We start from the raw sequence: 18,063 nt of genomic DNA, 5'->3' as shown, positions 1-18,063 counted from the left end.
CGCCTCCTCCCCAACGGGCGCGAATGCCGGCTCCGACGTGATCGATCCACAGATCGGCAGAACCGCCCGCGCGGGCGATGCCGATCGCGGGAACATGCCTACATGGCAGCCAAGGACGAGCGGGGGAGGGCGGGCGAAGGCCGCGCGGCCGCCCATCTGACGGCGCGCGGCTTCGAGGTCCTCGAACGCAACTGGCGCGCACCCGGCGGCGAAGTGGATGTCGTGGCCAGCCGCGGCGACACCCTGGTCTTCGTCGAGGTCAAGACGCGGCGCAGCGACGGCTTCGGCGATCCGCTCGAGGCCGTGGACGCCCCCAAGCGGGCCCGCCTGTGGCGGCTCGCCCACGCCTGGTGCGCGCAGCATCCGGACCGCGCACGCGGGCGCGAGGTGCGCCTGGACGTGATCGGCATCACCGGCGCGGATCCCGCCACGGCACGGCTGGAGCACCTCGAGGACGTGCCATGGGTGTGACGCGCACGTGGGCCGTCGCGCTGTCCGGGCTGGAGGGCACCCTCGTCGAGGTCGAGGCGGACCTGACCCATCAGCTGCCGGACTTCCGCATCATCGGGCTTCCCGACAAGGCGCTCGGCGAGTCCGTGCAGCGCGTGCGCAACGCCAGCGAGAACAGCGGCCTCGCCCTGCCCAAGCGCCGGCTCACGGTGAACCTGTCGCCGGCGAGCCTGCCTAAGCAGGGCTCGGGATTCGACGTGGCGATCGCGATCGCCGCCCTGGCCACCGAGGGCCTGATGGACCTGCGGTCGGTGCAGACCACCGCCCACATCGGCGAGCTCGGGCTGGACGGGCGGCTGCGTCCCGTTCCCGGCGTCCTCCCGGCGGTCCTGGCCGCCGCACGCGCCGGCATCCGGCGGGTCGTGGTCCCGTGGGCGAATCGCGACGAGGCCGCCCTCGTGTCCGGCGTCGAGGTCACCGGGGCGGTGAGCCTGACGGATGTCGCGGTGCTGCACGGCGCTGAGTTGGAGCCCGCTCCCGCGCTCGAGCCGGTCGCCGCCCCGGACGCGCCCTCGCCCGCCGCGCCGGTGCTCGATCTGGCGGATGTCATCGGGCAGGATGCCGCGGTCGAGGCCCTGATCGTCACGGCTGCCGGCGGCCACCACATGCTCATGACCGGGCCCCCGGGAGCCGGCAAGACGATGCTGGCGCGACGTCTGCCCGGAATCCTGCCGGAGCTGGACGACGAGGCCGCGCTGATCGCCGCCTCGCTCAGATCGCTGGCGGGTGCTCCGGTGACGCACCTGGACCGGACCCCGCCGTTCGAGGCACCCCATCACAGCGCCAGCGTCGCCGCGCTTGTCGGCGGCGGGTCGCGGCTGGTGCGTCCGGGCGCGATCGCCCGAGCGAGTGAAGGCGTGCTCTTCCTGGACGAGGCGGGCGAACACAGCGCCCGCACCCTCGACGCGCTGCGGCAGCCGTTGGAGACCGGGTCGATCGTGATCCACCGGGCCGGCTTCACCGCGTCCTTTCCGGCGCGGTTCCAGCTGATCCTCGCGACGAACCCGTGCCCCTGCGGCAACTACGGGGTTCGCGGCGCGACCTGCGACTGTCCGCCGGCAGCGATCCGCCGGTATCTCGGCCGACTGTCCGGGCCGCTGCTGGACCGCATCGACATCGAGGCGTCGATGGAACGAGTCTCGGTCGCGCAGGCCACCGGAGGGAAGGCGCAGACGACCACTGCGGTGGCACGCGGGCGCGTAGCCGAGGCGCGTGAGCGTGCGATGCGGCGTCTGCGCGCGACGCCCTGGCGCCTGAACTCCCAGGTCGATGGAACGTGGCTGCGACAGGGGCCGCTGGCCCCGCCCCCGGTGGTGCGGAGGCCGCTCGACGCCGCGCTGCACCGCGGCTCGCTCAGCCTGCGCAGCTTCGACCGCGTGCTGCGGGTGGCGTGGTCGGTCGCGGATCTGGCCGGTCGCGACCGCCTCGAGCTGGAGGACATCGGCCGGGCGCTGTTTCTGAAGAAGGGAATCCGAACGTGAAGAGATTCAGCTGGGACCCCACCGCGGTGCACACGGTGTCACCGCTGCTGACGGTCGAGACGAACGACCCGGATCGGTGGGAGCGCGCATACGCGACCGCCGTGTGGAGCTGCCTGGTCGAACCCGGCGACGCGGTCGCCGGGACCCTGGTCGGGGCACTGGGCGCGGTCGACGCGCTGCAGGAAGTGCTCGCGGGCGCGCGGGCAGGCCTGGCCGCCGATGCATCCGGGATCGCCGGCGGCGAGCTGCGGGCGGGGATCAAGCGCTGGCAGCTGCGGCTGGACGCCGAGCAGATCGCGTTCTCACTGGAGACGGCCCGTGCCCGTGGCATCCACCTGCTCACTCCAGACGACTCGGCGTGGCCTCGCGCGCTCGACGACCTCGGCACGCACGCCCCACTCTGCCTATGGGTGCGCGGCGACGTCGGCGCGCTCGGCACGCTCGAGGTCGCCCACGGTCCGGCGATCGCCCTCGTCGGCGCCCGCGCCGCCACCGGCTACGGTGAGCATCTGGCCGCCGAGTTCGCCGCCGATCTGGCCGGCCGGGGCGTCCCGGTCGTGTCCGGCGCGGCATACGGCATCGACGGCGCCGCGCACCGCGGCGCCCTGGCCGCCGGCGGGCCCACGGTCGCGCTGCTGGCCGGGGGAGTGGACCGGCCGTATCCGGCAGGGCATGCCGACCTGCTGCGCCGCATCGCCGAGCAGGGCGCAGTGGCCAGCGAGGTGCCCTGCGGGTCGGCACCCACTCGCTGGCGGTTCCTGCAGCGCAACCGGCTCATCGCCGCCCTGGGCACAGCCACGGTCGTCGTCGAGGCCGGGTGGCGCAGCGGATCCCTGAACACCGCCGCGCACGCCGCAGAGCTCGGCCGCCCGCTCGGCGCGGTCCCCGGTCCGGTCACCAGCGGCTCGTCGGCAGGATGTCACCGGCTGCTGCGCGAGTTCGATGCCCGCTGCATCACCACCGCCGACGACATCGCCGAGATGCTCGGCCTGTCCGGGTCCGCTTCCGGCTCGGATGCGCACGAGGCCGCCGGATACACCGGTGCCCGCACGCGGGTCAGCGACGCGCTCAGCACCCGCGTGTGGCGGGATGTCGCCGACATCGCCCGACGATGCGGAATGGCGCCCGACGACGTGTCGATGCAGCTCGGCCTGATGGCGCTGGACGGCGCGGTGGAGGCGCAAGGGCCCCGCTGGCGACGCCGCGCACCGGCGGGTGCGGCGCGCCGCGAGGTCGCCGTCCCGGCGGGCGGCATGCTGGAGGGGTGAGGATCGACCCGGCAGCGGACGCATACGCACGGCACCTGTCCGAGGTGCGGCGCCTGTCCCCGGCGACCGTGCGCGCGTACCGATCCGACCTGGCCGATCTGCGCACGGCGATCGGCGACCTGCCACTCGAGCAGGTCGGACTGGAGAACCTGCGGGAATGGCTGTGGACGGCGACCCGGCGCGGCGACGCGCGATCCACGATCGCCCGCCGCACGGCCGCAGCCCGCGGATTCTTCGCCTGGGCCGCCGAGACCGGGGTGACCCCGGCCGATCCGACCGTGCGTCTGGTCGCACCCAAGCGCGGTCGCACGCTGCCACACGTCGCGACGGCCGACGGGATGGCCGCGCTGCTGGACGCGATGGCCGCCGCAGCCGCCGACGGCGACCCGATCGCATTGCGCGACCACGCGATCATCGAGCTGCTCTACGGCGCGGCCGTCCGCGTATCCGAACTGTGCGCGCTGGACCTGGACGACTTCGATCACGAGCGGCGCACCGTGCGCGTGGTGGGCAAGGGCGCGAAGGAGCGCATCGTCCCGTATGGGCTGCCTGCGGCCCGGGCGCTGGACGCATACCTGGTGCGCGGACGACCGACGCTGCGTGCCCGCGGCACCGCCCCCACCGCCTCGACCTTCCTGGGGGCGCGCGGGGGTCGCATCGGCCCGCGCACGATCTACGAGCTGGTCGCGCACGCCCTCGGCCCGGTCGTCGGCGCCCAGACCGTGGGTCCGCATGCGCTGCGGCACTCGGCGGCGACCCATCTGCTGGACGGCGGCGCGGACCTGCGCACGGTGCAGGAGCTGCTCGGCCACGCGAGCCTGGGCACCACGCAGATCTACACCCACGTCTCGAGCGAGCGGCTGCTGGCCACATACCGCCTCGCGCATCCGCGCGCCCAGCGCTGAGACGGGCTGCCCTCCGCATCACCGGCCGTCAGGAGCAGCAGGGCAGCAGCACGGCGCGGGGGACGGTGCCGAACAGGAGCATCGGGTTGATGTAGGCGCCGTCCCAGCGGACGCCGAAATGGATCGTCCCGGCCGCTGCGTGCCCGCCCCGGGCGACGGTGCCCACGACCTGGGCGCGGGCGACGGCCTGGCCCGCCGCGAGGTCCGAGTCGATCGGCTCGAGAGTCGTGACCAGTCCGTCCCCGTGATCGATGGTGAGGATGCCGCGGTCCACGATCCGCCCCGAGAAGGCGACCACGCCGCCTGCCGGGGCGCGCACCTCCTCGCCGCCGGCCGGAGCGAGATCGATCCCGCGGTGCCCCGGCCCGTACTCGTGCGCCGGGGCCGCATACGCCTTCGCGATGCGGAACGCCGCCAGCGGCCAGACCCATTCGTCCCGCGGATCCGGCGCCGAGTCGCTGGAAGCGCCGGCCTGCGCGTCGAATGTTCGAACAGCTTCCAGACCCTTCCCTGCGGCGGCCGAGGGGGCGCCGAGCACGCAGCTCACCGCCAGGGCCGCGGCGATCGCCGTGCGGAGGGATCCGGGGATGCGGGACACGAAAGCAATGCTGGCCGCCCCTCGTCGCCCGTGGGGAGCGGACGCCGCATCTGTGGAGGAACGGCGTCCGGGCCGCCCCTGCGGGCACCGGGGGAGGAGTCGCTGCCTGATACACTGAGAGGGCATCTCGCGTGTCGAGGTGACTTCGCGTGTCCTCAGCGTGCGGCTTCCGCATGTGGCACCCCATCCCATCGGTCCCTGAAACCAGGGCGGGACGTGTGTCGGGCACCAGGATTCTCCGGCATCCGCCGGAGAGAGCAACCGAAAGCGGCGCCGCGGCGCCGAGAACAGGAGAACGGCCATGGCCGTCGTCACGATTCGCCAGCTGCTGGATGCCGGCGTCCACTTCGGACACCAGACCCGCCGGTGGAACCCGAAGGTGAAGCGCTTCATCCTCACCGAGCGCAGCGGCATCCACATCATCGACCTGCAGCAGTCGCTGGCCTACATCGACCGCGCCTACGAGTTCGTCAAGGAGACGGTCGCCCACGGCGGCACCATCCTGTTCGTCGGCACGAAGAAGCAGGCCCAGGAAGTGCTCGCCGAGCAGGCGACGCGGGTCGGCCAGCCGTACGTGAACCAGCGCTGGCTGGGTGGTCTGCTGACCAACTTCAGCACCGTGAGCAAGCGCCTGCAGCGCATGAAGGAGCTCGAGGAGCTCGACTACGAGAACCCCTCGGAGAGCGGCTTCACCAAGAAGGAGCTCCTGCTGAAGAAGCGCGAGCTCGACAAGCTGCACAAGTCTCTCGGCGGCATCCGCAACCTGCAGAAGACGCCGTCGGCGCTGTGGGTCGTCGACTCCAAGCGCGAGCACCTGGCGATCGACGAGGCCCGCAAGCTCGGGATCCCGGTGATCGGCATCCTCGACACGAACGCCGACCCGGACGAGATCCAGTACCCGATCCCGGGCAACGACGACGCGATCCGCTCGGTCGCCCTGCTGACCCGCATCATCGCCGACGCCGCCGCCGAGGGCCTGATCCAGCGCCACCAGCCGGCCGATACGGCGGAAGAGCCCGCCGAGCCGCTGGCCGAGTGGGAGCGCGAGCTGCTGGAGTCCGGCGCGCCGGAGCAGTCCTCCGCAGACACCGAGAAGGTCGCCGACCTCGCCGAGGCGAAGGCGGAGGTCGCCGACCTCGCCGAGGCTGCGACCGACGAGGCACCCGCCGAGCCGGCCGCCGACGAGGCACCCGTTGAGGCCGCGACCGACGAGGCGCCCGTTGAGGCCGCCGCCGACGAGGCGCCCGTTGAGGCCGCGACTGACGAGGCATCCGCCGAGGCTGCGACCGACGAGGCCGCCGCCAAGTAGTCCTCGCCCGACTTCTGCCGCGGCGGGGCCGTCCCCACGACCGCCCCGCCGCGGCATCCCCCACGAACTCACCTCAGATCAAGGAGCCGCCACCCATGGCAAACTTCACCATCGCCGACATCAAGGCGCTGCGCGAGCAGCTCGGCACGGGCATGGTCGACACGAAGAAGGCCCTCGAGGAGGCCGACGGCGACCTCGAGAAGGCCGTCGAGATCCTGCGCCTGAAGGGTGCGAAGGGCAACGCCAAGCGCGCCGACCGTTCCACCAGCGAAGGGCTGGTCGTCGCCCGCGAGGGCGCCGGTCAGGTCACGCTCATCGAGCTGGCCTGCGAGACCGACTTCGTCGCGAAGAACGAGCGCTTCATCGCCCTGGCCGACAAGGTGGCGGATGCCGCCGCCGCGGCGTCTGCGAACTCGGCCGCCGATGCGCTGGCCGCCCCCGCGGGCGACCAGACCGTCGAGCAGCTGATCTCGGACACCGCCGCCATCATCGGCGAGAAGATCGAACTGCGCCGCGTGCGCACGCTCACCGGCGACAAGTTCGAGGTGTACCTGCACAAGACCAGCAAGGACCTGCCCCCGCAGATCGGCGTGGTCGTGGCCTACACGGGCGACGACGCCGCGACCGCGCGCAGCATCGCCCAGCACATCTCGTTCGCCAACCCCTCGTACCTGAGCCGGGCGGACGTGCCCGAGGCCGACGTCGAGAAGGAGCGCGAGATCGTCACCGAGATCTCCCGCAACGAGGGCAAGCCCGAGGCCGCCCTGCCGAAGATCGTCGAGGGCCGCGTGAACGCGTTCTTCAAGCAGGTCGCCCTGCTGGAGCAGGACTACGCGAAGGACAACAAGCAGTCCGTCGCCCAGGTCACCAAGGACGCCGGCATCACCGTCACGGACTTCGCCCGCTTCAAGGTCGGCGCGTAGGACGTCGCAGGGGCCCGCATCGCACATCGATGCGGGCCCCTTGTCATGCCCGTTCGCTAAGGTGTCATCGCGACGAGAGGAACACACGTGATCAATGAGGCCACCGGGCGCCGTCGCGTCCTGCTGAAGCTGTCCGGCGAGGCGTTCGGCGCCGGATCGCTGGGTGTGAACCCCGACGTGGTCAGCCAGATCGCGCGCGAGATCGCCGCGGCCACCGATCGGGTCGAGATCTCGATCGTCGTCGGCGGCGGCAACTTCTTCCGCGGCGCCGAACTCAGCCAGCGCGGCATGGACCGCGGGCGCGCCGACTACATGGGCATGCTCGGCACCGTGATGAACGCGCTGGCGCTCCAGGACTTCCTGGAACAGGCCGGTGCCGCCACCCGCGTGCAGTCCGCCATCCAGATGACCCAGGTCGCCGAGCCGTACATTCCGCTGCGCGCCGAGCGGCACCTGCAGAAGGGGCGTGTCGTCATCTTCGGGGCGGGCGCCGGCCTGCCCTATTTCTCCACCGACACGGTCGCCGCCCAGCGTGCACTGGAGATCCGCGCCGACGAGGTCCTGGTCGCCAAGAACGGCGTGGACGGGGTCTACACGGCCGATCCGAAGAAGGATGCCTCGGCCACGAGGATCGATCGGATCACCTACCTGGAGGCGCTCCAACGCGGGCTGAAGGTGGTCGACTCGACCGCGTTCAGCCTCTGCATGGACAACAAGATGGACATGCGGGTGTTCGGGATGGAGCCGGCGGGCAACGTCACCCGCGCTCTGCTGGGCGAGCAGATCGGCACGCTGGTCACCGCCTGACCCCGGCCGGGCACGACAGTCCGCCGATACGAGGCAACTAGAATGGGCGGGAACGCCTGAGCGAATGGAGAGACCGTGATCGCGGACGTGCTGGCCGATGCTGCCACCCGGATGGACAACGCCGTCGAGGCGGCGAAGGACGACTTCGCCACCGTGCGCACGGGCCGGGCGAACCCCCAGCTCTTCCAGAAGGTGCTGGTCGACTACTACGGCACCCCCACGCCGCTCGCGCAGCTCGCCTCGATCAACGCCCCCGAGGCGCGGTCGCTGATCGTGACGCCGTACGACAAGTCGGCGCTCAAGGCCATCGAGCAGGCGATCCGCGACATGCCGAACCTCGGCGTCAACCCCACGAACGACGGCAACATCGTCCGGGTGACGCTGCCCGAGCTCACCGAGGACCGCCGCAAGGAATACGTCAAGCTCGTCCGCACGAAGGGCGAGGACGCGCGCGTGCACGTCCGCGGCATCCGCCGCAAGATCAAGGACGACCTGTCCGACCTGGGCGTCGGCGAGGACGACCTCGCGCGGGCGGAGAAGGAGCTGGACGCTCTGACCCGCACGCATGTCGACGCGATCGACGACGCGCTCAAGCGCAAAGAAGCCGAGCTGCTCGAAGTCTGAGGGGTCGCAGTGACGGACGCGTCCGAACAGCCTCCCGGCGGCGAGCAGAGCCGCCGGGACGCTTCGGCGCGCCCGGAGCCGCCGGATGAGGTCGGCGCCGGCGATGGGGTCGCCGAGCCCGCCCGGCCCGCCGACCTGGCCGGCGATCCCAGTGCGCAGCTGCACGCGCACCTGCGCGCCGCGCGCAGCGAGATCGAGAGCCAGGTGGCCCGCACCCGCGCGGACTTCGAAGAGGCGAACGAGCGGATCAAGCAGCGCACCGGGCGCAACCTCATCATGGCCGTCCTGATCGGACTGGCCATCGGTGCGGTCCTGGTCCTGTCCCTGGTGATCTGGAAGCCGGTGTTCCTGCTGCTGGCCCTGGCCGCCGCCGCGCTCGGGGTGTTCGAGTTCACCCGCGCGCTGCAGGCCTCCGGTCGCCGGGTCGACGTCATCCCGCAGCTGCTGGGCACGCTCGCGCTGCTGGCCTCGGCCTGGTTCCTCGCGCTGTGGCTGCACTGGGTCGTCGTCTGCGCCGTCGTGGTGGTGATCGTCGTCTGGCGGCTGCTCGCGCAGATGATCGTGCGCGACGGTCGCGGGTACGCCGAGGTCTGGGACGACGTGCTCGTGGGCACCTTCGTCCCGCTGTACGTCTCGTTCAGCGCCAGCCTGTGCGTGGTCCTGCTGCGGCAGGACGCCGGCGAATGGTGGGTGCTCGCCTTCATCGTCCTGGCGGTGGCCGCCGACACCGGCGCCTACGCCACCGGGCTCGCGTTCGGCCGGCATCCGATGGCCCCGCGGATCAGTCCGAAGAAGACCTGGGAGGGATTCGGCGGTGCCGTGGTCGCCGCCCTTGTCGCCGGCGTCCTCCTCGCCGCCTTCATGCTGCACCTGCCCTGGTGGACCGGCCTGATCATCGGCCCGGTCATCCTCGCCACAGCCACGATCGGCGACCTCGGCGAGTCGATGATCAAGCGCGACCTGGGGATCAAGGACATGAGCTCGTGGCTGCCCGGGCACGGCGGCGTGCTGGACCGGCTGGACTCCATCCTTCCCTCGGCCGGCGCCGCGCTGGCCCTGTACCTGCTCCTGACCCCCCTGGTGACACCATGACGACCCGCTCCTCCGACGCGCGATCGGCCACGACTCGCGCGCCGTTCCCGATGACCTCCGGCCGTGCCAAGGGATACGCGCCGACCGTGGTCGACGACTTCCTCGCCCGCGCCCGCGCGGCCTTCGAGGACGACCACGACGCGACGGCGCTGACCGCCAACGACGTGCGCTCGGTGTCTTTCCCGATGGTCCGACGCGGCTATCGCCCCGAGGCGGTGGATGCCGCGCTGGCGCGCGTCGAGGATGCCTTCGCCGCACGAGAACGCGAACAGGTCCTGGCTCACGCCGGGACGGGGGAGTGGGTAGATCGCACCCGTGCCCGCGCCCAGGAGATCCTGGATCGTCTCAGCCGTCGACCCGGTCACCGCTTCGATCGCGCGCGGGGTCTCGGGTTCGGCTACCGGATCGACGAGGTCGACATCGTCGCCGACAAGATCGCGGCCTTCCTCGCCGAGGGCACCCCGGTCACCGTCGAGCAGGTGCGCACCGTCGCGTTCCGGATGCAGCGGCGCGGGTACCGCGAAGCACAGGTGGATGCGGTGCTGGACGCCGTCGTCGACGTCATGCTCGCCGTCGGCTGACGACGCACGGGGCGGGAGATGGCGCCCGCCGCGCGACACAGGTAGACTCGGGCGCACTGTGACTTCCGGCGACGAGACGATACCCGAGGCATCCCGCGCGATCCTGCGCCGTGATCTGAAGGCCGCTTCGGTGACCAGCACGGCGTCACGGCGTAGACGCCCCGCCCGCCCCGCACCGACGCGGCTGTCCCGCAGTCGCGGCGTGATGTCCGGATTCGCCGCTTTCGCCGTCGCCGGGCTGGCCGTCGCCACCCTCAGTCCGCTGGGCTCGGCCCTGTCCACGCCGGCCAACGCCGAGATCGCCGCCCCCGTCACCCTGTACGCGAGCACCGTCGACGACGCGCAGACCGTGCAGGTGGCGTCGGCGGTCAGCGCCGATGCCGCCGTGCTGCAGCGGGACAGCTATACGGCGGCGCTCAAGCCGAAGCCCAAGCCCAAACCTGCGCCCGCCGCCTCGTCGCCGCGGGTGGTCGGGGCCGCCGCCTCGGTGCGCCTGGTCTACAGCGGCGGCGGGTCGCCGGCGGACTGGATGGCGGCCGCCGGCATCGCCCAGAGCGACTGGGGCTACGTCGACTACATCGTCGGCCGGGAGAGCGGCTGGAACCCCAACGCGACCAACCGCTCGTCGGGCGCGTGCGGGCTGGTCCAGGCGCTGCCCTGCAGCAAGGTTCCGGGCAACGGGTACAACCCCGTCGACAACCTGCGCTGGGGCAGCGGGTACGCGAAGGGGCGCTACGGCGGATGGCAGGGCGCCTACGCGTTCTGGATCTCTCACGGCTGGTGGTAGCCACAGCGATGCCGCGCTCTCATCGAAGGCGTCCCGATCCGCCGCTCGGTGACTCGTTCGACCGCTTCGTCCAGGGGTTCTCCCGCACCGAGATCCGCCGCGGCGCCGAATGGACCGTGCAGCCGGTCTCGGCGGCGCAGGCGCAGAAGATGTACACGTGTCCGGGTTGCACCCGCGACATCCCGCCCGGCACCGCGCACATCGTCGCCTGGCGGGCGGACGGCGTGCTCGGGAACGCGGCGGACCTCGCCGCCCGGCGGCACTGGCACACGCACTGCTGGAAGGTGTTCTGAGTGGAGATCCGCGGACCTGTCCTCCTGCCGGCGCGCCGCGAGGACGTCGAGCTGCACACGTCCGACGGGCTGACGCTCGTCGGTGAACTGGCGCTGCCGTCCGATCGCGAGCCCGTCGCCACGCTCGTCACGCTCCACCCGCTGCCGACCGCCGGCGGGTTCATGGACTCGCACATCATCCGCAAGGCGGCCGCCCGGCTGCCGGCCCTCGCCGATCTGGCCGTGCTGCGCTTCAACACGCGCGGCACCGCCTCGCCGCGCGGGACGAGCGAGGGCGTCTTCGACGGCGGCGAGGCGGAAGGGCTCGACCTGGCCGCCGCGATGGCGCTGGTCGCCGAGCGCGGGCTGCCGCACCCGTGGCTGGTGGGGTGGTCGTTCGGCACGGAAGTGGCGCTGCGGCACGGCCGACAGCACGCGGTCGAGGGCCTGATCCTGCTGTCGCCGCCACTGCACCGCACGAGCGAAGCCGAGCTGGCAGCGTGGGCGACCGATCCCCGCCGCATCGTCGCGCTCGTGCCGGAGCTCGACGACTATCTGCGCCCGGACGAGGCGCGCCGTCGGTTCGCGGTCGTCCCGCACGCCGAGGTCATCGGCGTCGACGGCGGACGGCACCTCTGGGTGGGGGAGAACCAGACCCGGCGGGTGCTGACCGAGATCGTCTCGGCGGTCAACCCCGCCGCACTGCCGCTGCCCACCGTCTGGGACGGGCCCGCGGCGGACTGACCGGCCTCAGCGCTCGTTCTCCCTCAGCGCTCGTTCTGCCGGGGGATGACGACCTGCCGGTAGATGATCAGGATGCTGGCGGCGACCGGGATCGCGATGAGCGCCCCGAGCAGTCCCAGCAGCGAGCCGCCCGCCAGCGCCGCCACCACGACGACCGCGCCCGGGACCGAGACGGCCCGGTTCATGATCCGCGGCGAGATGACATACGCCTCCAGCTGCATGTACACGAGGTAGTAGATCGCGGCGATCAGCGCCGTGGTGGGCGAGCCGAGCCCCGGGATCAGACACGTCAGGACGATGATCGCCGAGCCGGTGAGAGTTCCCACCAGCGGGATCAGCGAGAAGAAGAACGCCACGACGGCCAGCACCGCGGGGAACGGGGCGTGGATGATCGACAGGAAGATCGAGCTGAGGATGCCGTTGATCACGCCGAGCGTGACCTGGCCCATCACGTAGTAGCCCACCGAGTCGGTGATCTGCTCGGCGAGGTCGATGAACCGCGGCCGCTTCGAGGCCGGCACCAGCTGATACACGGCCCCCTTCAGCGAGGGGGTGGATGCCGTGAAGTAGATCGTCAGGATCAGCACGATGAACGCGCCGGTCAGCCCGGAGAAGAACGCGATCCCGGCCTTCAGCACGCCCTGCCCGATCGACCCGCTGATGTCGGCGAGATTGGTGACAAGCCAGTTCTGGACGTAGTCGAAGACGTCCTCCACCTTCAGCTGCGGGAAGGTGTGCGCCATCCAGTTCTTGAACTCCTCCAGCGCGTTCGGATTCTGTGCGATCTGCGTGATCGAGTCCACCAGCTGCGTGATCTGGCTGACGATGATCGGGACCACCAGCAGCACGATCCCGGCGAACACGGCCAGCACCACGAGGATCGTGACCAGCACCGCGGCCCAGCGCGGCAGCTTCCGCCGCACCAGGAAGGCGACGACCGGTTCGAGCCCGAAGGACAGGAACAGCGCCGTCCCGATGTAGAGGAGGATGGTCGACAGGGTCTGGATGCTGCTGATCAGCACGAGGCCGAGGCCCACTCCCAGCGTCGCCACGAAGGCGACGCGGAACGGATTCTGCACCTTCATGGTGCTCCTCTCCTCGGTGACCGGGTCGTCTGGTCAGGATACTTTCCCGGCACCGGTCTGCGTGCCAATGACCCTCCCGGTCCGCACACAGGTCGGATTCGCTAGTCTGGAACGTCGAAATCAGTTGGGGGACGACCGACCCGATGGTCGACCCTGGGAGGATGTATTCGTGCGTTTCGTGTGGGCTGTCGCCGCGTTCGTGCTGGCCGCCGTGATGATCGCGACCGGTATCGCCGCGCGGACCGTATTCCAGGGGCCCAAGATCGAGACCTCCGCGGTGGAGGGCAGCGGCACCACCGCCTACACCCTGATCGACGGGCACGTGCTGAATCGGATGCCGGGGTCGCAGACGCTGCGGGCCGCGCAGGAGGGCACGATCTTCGCCGCGTACGGCCGCACCGACGACATGAAGGCCTGGCTGGCCGACAGCGAGTACACGGCCGTCACCCTCGGCGATGACGGATCCGTGGACAGCGCCGTGGTCGCCCCGACCCAGACCGGCGCGGACGCAGAACCCGCGCACCGCAACCCGGCCGGATCGGATCTGTGGCTGGACGAGTTCGAACAGGACGACATCCTCATCCAGCACCTGCAGCTGCCCGACACGATGAGCGTGCTGGTGGCCACCGACGGCACCAAGCCCGCGCCCGCCGAGATCTCCCTCACCTGGCCGCTGCAGACCTCCACGCCCTGGGCCGGACCGCTCATCGTCGGCGGCGGCATCCTGATGGCCGTCGGGGTGTTCCTGTACATCCTCGGCCTCCGGCGCCTGCGCCGCTCGCGCGGCCCGCGCCGCAAGGCGCTTCCACCGCTGCCCGAGACGGAGTCGATCGACCTCTCGGTATCGGCGGCGGACAAGGGCGTGATCAGTGCGGGCCGGGGACAGAAGGCCGCCACGGGTCGTCGCCGCGGCTTCGTGATCATCCCGGTCCTGGCCGTGTCGTCGCTGCTGTTCGCCGGGTGCTCGGCGGACGCCTGGCCGCAGTTCGGCGGAACGCCGAGCCCGACGCCCACCCAGACGGTCGTCGATCCGGAGGGCGCGCAGTCCCCGGCCGTCACCCCGACCCAGGCCGACCGCATCCTCTCGCGCGTCTCGACCACGGTCGCCAAGGCCGACGAGAAGAAGAACGGCACACTGGCGGCCACCCGCCTCGCGGGGGCCGCCCTGGCCGAGCGGAAGACGAATTACACGCTGCGCGGAAAGATCTCCACCGAGAAGGCCCTTCCTGCCGTCCCGGCCACGGGCGTCAAACTCGTGCTTCCGCAGGCGTACGAGGGCTGGCCGCGCACGGTGATGCTGATCGCCGAGCAGAAGAGCGGTGACAAGGTCTCGTCCACCATGATGATGCTGGCGCAGCAGGATGCGTGGTCGCCCTACAAGCTCGCGTACAGCGGACAGCTCGAAGCGGCGAAGCTCCCCGAGGTGGCCCCGGCGTACGTGGGGGCGGCCGCGGTCCAGCCCGACTCGTCGTTCCTGGTGATGGCGCCGGGCAAGATCGCCGCGGCCTACGCCGACGTCATGGACAAGGGCGACAAGAGCGCGTCTGCCGGTGCGTTCGACACCGAGAACGACGTCTTCCTCAAGGGTGTGGAAGCCAAGCGCAAGGAGCAGGTCGCCACCTTCAACAAGACGGCCTCCAAGACCGGGAGCCTGGCCTTCGCGGCGAAGGCGGGGTCGCAGAAGCCGGTGGCGCTGGCCACGCTGGAAAGCGGCGCGATCGTGGCGGTCAACGTCGACGAGACCGAGACGGTGAAGCCGACGAACAAGGACGCCGTCATCAAGCTCGACGACAACCCCCGGGTCAAGGCGCTCACGGGCGTGAAGGAGTCGGCGACCGGCTTCACCACAACGTACAGTGATCAATTGTTCTTCTACGTCCCGGGTGTGGGTGCAGGTGATGCACAGATCCGCCTGCTCGGGTACGCGTCCAACATCCTCGGTGCGAAGGTGGTCAGCAAATGAGTGAGCCCAACCCCGGCGCGGTGCTGCGCGGCGCGGTCGATCTGTCGACCCTGCGCAGCCGCGCAGCCCAGCCCCCGGCGCAGCCGGCCGCGGACGGCGCCCCGCAGGCGACCGGAGGGGTGGTGATCGATGTCACCGATGCGACGTTCCCGCAGGTGCTCGAGCTGTCCCGCACGGTGCCGGTCGTGGTCGACCTGTGGGCGGAGTGGTGCGGGCCGTGCAAACAGCTCAGCCCGATCCTGGAGAAGGTGGTCACCGAGCTCGGCGGCCGGATCGTGCTGGCCAAGGTGGACGTGGACGCGAACCCCCAGCTGGCCCAGGGCTTCCGCGCCCAGTCCATCCCCATGGTCGTCGCCCTGATCGGCGGGCAGCCGGTGCCGCTGTTCACCGGCGCGGTGCCCGAGCAGCAGGTGCGCGAGGTGTTCGACCAGCTGCTGCAGGTCGCCGCGCAGAACGGCGTGACCGGCACCGTCGACCCCGGCAGTGTCGATCCCAGCAGTGTCGAGCCCGGCAGCGAGGCCCCGGCCGAATCCGAAGAACCGGCCGAGGAGCCGCTGCCGCCGCTGCATGCCGAGGCGTACGCGGCCATCGAGGACGGCGACTACGCGCGCGCGATCAGCGCGTACGAGCGGGCGCTGGCCGAGAACCCGGGCGACGAGCAGGCGCGGGCCGGTCTCGGCCAGGTCCGTCTGCTGGCGCGGGTGCATGACCTGGACGCGTCGTCCGCGCGCGAGGCCGCTGCGAGCGCTCCGCAGGACGTGGACGCGCAGCTGGCGGTCGCCGACCTGGATGTCGCGGGCGGGCACGTCGAGGACGCGTTCGGCCGCCTGCTCCAGCTGTTCGCGGCGCTGCCGTCCGATCAGCGCGGCGCGGTGCGCGAGCGGCTGCTGGAGCTGTTCGCGCTGATCGGCGATGCCGACCCCGGTGTGGCCAGCGCGCGCCGTTCCCTCGCCTCGCTGATGTTCTAGCCCGCGGGCTCCAGCCAGAGCACGCCCAGCGGCGGCAGCACCATGCGTGCCAGGCCACCTGTGCCCGCCTGCACCGACCCGAGATTCCCGATCCCGGCGCCGCCGTAGTCCGCGGCATCCGTGTTCAGGATCTCGTGCCACACTCCCGCCGCGGGCAGCTCGAGCTCGAAATCGTCGATCGTCGCGCCGGAGAAGTTGCACACCACGGCCACCGTCTGCCCCGCCCCGTCGCTGCGGGTGAACGCGAGCACATTCGGGTTCCAGGTAGGCGCGCCCAGGCGGGCGAACGCGGAGCCGTCGCCGTCACGGGCCCACAGCGCGGGTCGCGCGGTGTAGACGCGGTTCAGCGTCGCCACGAAGCCCTGCAGCTGCTGGTGGCTCGGCTGGTCCAGCAGCCACCAGTCCAGACCGCGATCCTCGGACCACTCGGACAGCTGGCCGAACTCCTGCCCCATGAACAGCAGCTGCTTGCCCGGGTGCGCCCACATGTAGGCCAGGAAGGCGCGGGCGTTCGCCAGCTTGTGGGCGTGGTCGCCGGGCACCTTGCCCAGCAGGCTGCCCTTGCCGTGCACCACCTCGTCGTGGCTGATCGGCAGCACGAAGTTCTCGCTGAACGCGTACACGAACGAGAACGAGAGCTCGCCGGCGTGGTGCGACCGGTACAGCGGGTCGCGCTGGATGTAGACCAGCGAGTCGTTCATCCAGCCCATGTTCCATTTGAAGCCGAACCCGAGGCCACCGCGGTCGGTGGGCGCGGTCACCCCGGTGAAGCTCGTGGACTCCTCGGCGATCATCGCGATACCGGGGTGCAGCCGGTACGCGGTGGCGTTGACCTCCTGCAGGAACTGGATGGCCTCCAGATTCTCCCGGCCGCCGTGGATGTTCGGCTCCCACTCGCCGTCCTCGCGCGAGTAGTCCAGGTAGAGCATCGAGGCGACGGCATCCACCCGCAGTCCGTCGATGTGGAACTCCTCCATCCAGTACAGGGCGTTGGCGACGAGGAAGTTGCGCACCTGCGGCCGGCCGTAGTCGAAGATGTAGGTGCCCCAGTCCCGGTGCTCGCCGCGGCGCGGGTCGGGATGCTCGTACACCGGCTGTCCGTCGAATCGGCCCAGGGCGAAGTCGTCCTTGGGGAAGTGCCCGGGCACCCAGTCCATGATCACGCCGATGCCGGCTTGATGCAGACGGTCGATGAGGTCGCGGAGGTCGTCGGGCGACCCGAACCGGCTTGTGGGGGCGTAGTAGCCGCTCACCTGGTAGCCCCACGAGCCGCCGAAGGGATGCTCGGCCAGGGGCATGAACTCGACGTGGGTGAACCCGAGCGCCTGCACGTGGCCGATCAGCTGGTCGGCCAGCTCGCGATAGCCGAGGCCGGGCCGCCACGACCCGACGTGCAGCTCGTACGCCGACATCGGGCGCTCCACCGGCTGCAGGTCCGCTCGGGCCGTCATCCACTGCGCGTCCTGCCACGCGTGGGCGGCTGCGGTGACGACCGAGCCGGTCGCCGGCGGCACCTCTGCGCGACGTGCCATCGGATCGGCCTTGAGGATCCATTCGCCGGCCCGGGTGAGGATCTCGAACTTGTACACGGTGCCGACGCCGACCTCGGGCACGAACAGCTCCCAGACCCCGGCGCCGCCGAGCGAGCGCAGAGCGTGGCCCTCGCCGTCCCACGAGTTGAAGTCGCCGACCACGCGGACCGCCCGCGCGTTCGGCGCCCACACCGAGAACGCCGTGCCGGCCACCCCTCCGTCGGTGCGCACGTGGGCGCCCAGCACATCCCACAGCCGCTCGTGCCGGCCCTCGCCGATCAGATGCAGGTCGAGTTCGCCCAATGTGGGCAGATGCCGGTACGGATCGTCCACGGTGTGCGTCGTCCCGTCGGGGTAGGTCGCCTCGATCGCGTACTGCCGCGGGCGTGCGGTGCGCGCCCCTTCCCAGATGCCCGCCCGGCGATGCTCCAGCCGCACCCGGTCGCCGTCCGCGAACACGGCGGTCACGGTCTGGGCGAGCGGGCGGCGGACGCGCACGGTCCAGACCGCGCGACCCGAGGCATCGGTCTCGGCGTGGATGCCCAGCACGTCGTGCGGCGCGTGGTGGGACCCGTGTGCGACGGCATCCAGCTCCCCATCGGTGAGGGTCATCG

General features: G+C 71.3%; 18 protein-coding genes. 15 read left to right on the top strand and 3 right to left on the bottom strand.

Annotation, left to right across the window (positions count from 1 at the left end; genetic code table 11):
* Positions 1 to 102 precede the first annotated feature (102 nt).
* The 4 genes from AC0L6F_RS02835 to AC0L6F_RS02820 are packed head-to-tail and all read left to right on the top strand — an operon-like array spanning position 103 to position 4,164.
* A complete protein-coding gene (locus tag AC0L6F_RS02835; protein WP_473539084.1) occupies positions 103 to 471 on the top strand; it encodes a YraN family protein in 369 nt (122 codons plus the stop codon).
* Positions 462 to 1,991: a YifB family Mg chelatase-like AAA ATPase gene (locus tag AC0L6F_RS02830; RefSeq protein ID WP_473539083.1), complete on the top strand. Its 1,530-nt coding sequence runs from the start codon at positions 462 to 464 to the stop codon at positions 1,989 to 1,991. Before AC0L6F_RS02835 ends, AC0L6F_RS02830 begins: the two co-directional genes overlap by 10 nt.
* On the top strand, positions 1,988 to 3,259 hold the full coding sequence (gene dprA / locus AC0L6F_RS02825; protein WP_473539082.1) for a DNA-processing protein DprA: 1,272 nt from the start codon (positions 1,988 to 1,990) through the stop codon (positions 3,257 to 3,259). Before AC0L6F_RS02830 ends, dprA begins: the two co-directional genes overlap by 4 nt.
* Complete coding sequence (locus AC0L6F_RS02820) at positions 3,256 to 4,164, top strand: tyrosine recombinase XerC (RefSeq protein WP_473539081.1); 909 nt, start codon at positions 3,256 to 3,258, stop codon at positions 4,162 to 4,164. The genes dprA and AC0L6F_RS02820 overlap by 4 nt, the downstream gene beginning before the upstream one ends.
* Positions 4,165 to 4,192: 28 nt before the next feature.
* Here AC0L6F_RS02820 and AC0L6F_RS02815 read toward each other — a convergent pair whose 3' ends face one another.
* Positions 4,193 to 4,762, bottom strand: coding sequence for a murein hydrolase activator EnvC family protein (locus tag AC0L6F_RS02815; RefSeq protein WP_473539080.1), 570 nt, complete (start codon positions 4,760 to 4,762; stop codon positions 4,193 to 4,195).
* A 301-nt stretch (positions 4,763 to 5,063) separates the two neighbouring features.
* On the opposite strand from AC0L6F_RS02815, the gene rpsB reads away from it, so the two are divergent.
* The 9 genes from rpsB to AC0L6F_RS02770 all read left to right on the top strand — a co-directional run bounded on the left by rpsB (position 5,064) and on the right by AC0L6F_RS02770 (position 11,901).
* A complete protein-coding gene (gene rpsB, locus AC0L6F_RS02810) occupies positions 5,064 to 6,071 on the top strand; it encodes a 30S ribosomal protein S2 (RefSeq protein WP_473539079.1) in 1,008 nt (335 codons plus the stop codon).
* A gap of 95 nt (positions 6,072 to 6,166) precedes the next feature.
* Entirely contained in the window at positions 6,167 to 6,994 is an 828-nt protein-coding gene (tsf, locus tag AC0L6F_RS02805; protein ID WP_473539078.1) for a translation elongation factor Ts, read from the top strand.
* 87 nt (positions 6,995 to 7,081) lie between these two features.
* A complete protein-coding gene (gene pyrH / locus AC0L6F_RS02800; RefSeq protein WP_259612030.1) occupies positions 7,082 to 7,801 on the top strand; it encodes a UMP kinase in 720 nt (239 codons plus the stop codon).
* A 75-nt stretch (positions 7,802 to 7,876) separates the two neighbouring features.
* The gene (gene frr / locus AC0L6F_RS02795; protein WP_274638230.1) at positions 7,877 to 8,425 is read left to right on the top strand and encodes a ribosome recycling factor; all 549 of its coding nucleotides are present in this window, start codon (positions 7,877 to 7,879) and stop codon (positions 8,423 to 8,425) included.
* A gap of 9 nt (positions 8,426 to 8,434) precedes the next feature.
* A complete protein-coding gene (locus tag AC0L6F_RS02790; RefSeq protein WP_473539077.1) occupies positions 8,435 to 9,517 on the top strand; it encodes a phosphatidate cytidylyltransferase in 1,083 nt (360 codons plus the stop codon).
* A complete protein-coding gene (locus AC0L6F_RS02785; RefSeq protein WP_274638232.1) occupies positions 9,514 to 10,098 on the top strand; it encodes a DivIVA domain-containing protein in 585 nt (194 codons plus the stop codon). The genes AC0L6F_RS02790 and AC0L6F_RS02785 overlap by 4 nt, the downstream gene beginning before the upstream one ends.
* A gap of 205 nt (positions 10,099 to 10,303) precedes the next feature.
* Complete coding sequence (locus tag AC0L6F_RS02780) at positions 10,304 to 10,885, top strand: aggregation-promoting factor C-terminal-like domain-containing protein (protein WP_473539076.1); 582 nt, start codon at positions 10,304 to 10,306, stop codon at positions 10,883 to 10,885.
* Positions 10,886 to 10,893: 8 nt separating this feature from the next.
* Entirely contained in the window at positions 10,894 to 11,178 is a 285-nt protein-coding gene (locus AC0L6F_RS02775; RefSeq protein ID WP_274638234.1) for a hypothetical protein, read from the top strand.
* Positions 11,179 to 11,901 (top strand): alpha/beta hydrolase, encoded by a 723-nt coding sequence (locus tag AC0L6F_RS02770; RefSeq protein ID WP_473539075.1) that lies wholly within the window; start codon positions 11,179 to 11,181, stop codon positions 11,899 to 11,901. It begins immediately after the preceding gene.
* Positions 11,902 to 11,924: 23 nt separating this feature from the next.
* Here the strand turns inward: AC0L6F_RS02770 and AC0L6F_RS02765 are convergent, their stop codons facing one another.
* Positions 11,925 to 12,986 carry an AI-2E family transporter gene (locus tag AC0L6F_RS02765; protein WP_259612026.1) on the bottom strand — a complete coding sequence of 354 codons (1,062 nt, stop codon included), beginning with the start codon at positions 12,984 to 12,986 and terminating at the stop codon, positions 11,925 to 11,927.
* Between the two features lie 169 nt (positions 12,987 to 13,155).
* Here AC0L6F_RS02765 and AC0L6F_RS02760 point away from each other — a divergent pair, with 169 nt between their 5' ends.
* The gene (locus AC0L6F_RS02760; RefSeq protein ID WP_473539074.1) at positions 13,156 to 14,949 is read left to right on the top strand and encodes a DUF8094 domain-containing protein; all 1,794 of its coding nucleotides are present in this window, start codon (positions 13,156 to 13,158) and stop codon (positions 14,947 to 14,949) included.
* Positions 14,946 to 15,917 carry a tetratricopeptide repeat protein gene (locus tag AC0L6F_RS02755; protein WP_473539073.1) on the top strand — a complete coding sequence of 324 codons (972 nt, stop codon included), beginning with the start codon at positions 14,946 to 14,948 and terminating at the stop codon, positions 15,915 to 15,917. Before AC0L6F_RS02760 ends, AC0L6F_RS02755 begins: the two co-directional genes overlap by 4 nt.
* On the opposite strand, the gene glgB is transcribed toward AC0L6F_RS02755, so the two are convergent.
* Positions 15,914 to 18,061 (bottom strand): 1,4-alpha-glucan branching protein GlgB, encoded by a 2,148-nt coding sequence (gene glgB / locus AC0L6F_RS02750; protein WP_473539072.1) that lies wholly within the window; start codon positions 18,059 to 18,061, stop codon positions 15,914 to 15,916. The two genes, AC0L6F_RS02755 and glgB, sit on opposite strands and share 4 nt — an antisense overlap.
* Positions 18,062 to 18,063: the final 2 nt, after the last annotated feature.

The organism is Microbacterium sp. G2-16M (genome assembly GCF_055809115.1).
Note: the sequence above shows the minus strand (reverse complement) of the source record. Positions and strands in the feature narration are given on the sequence as shown.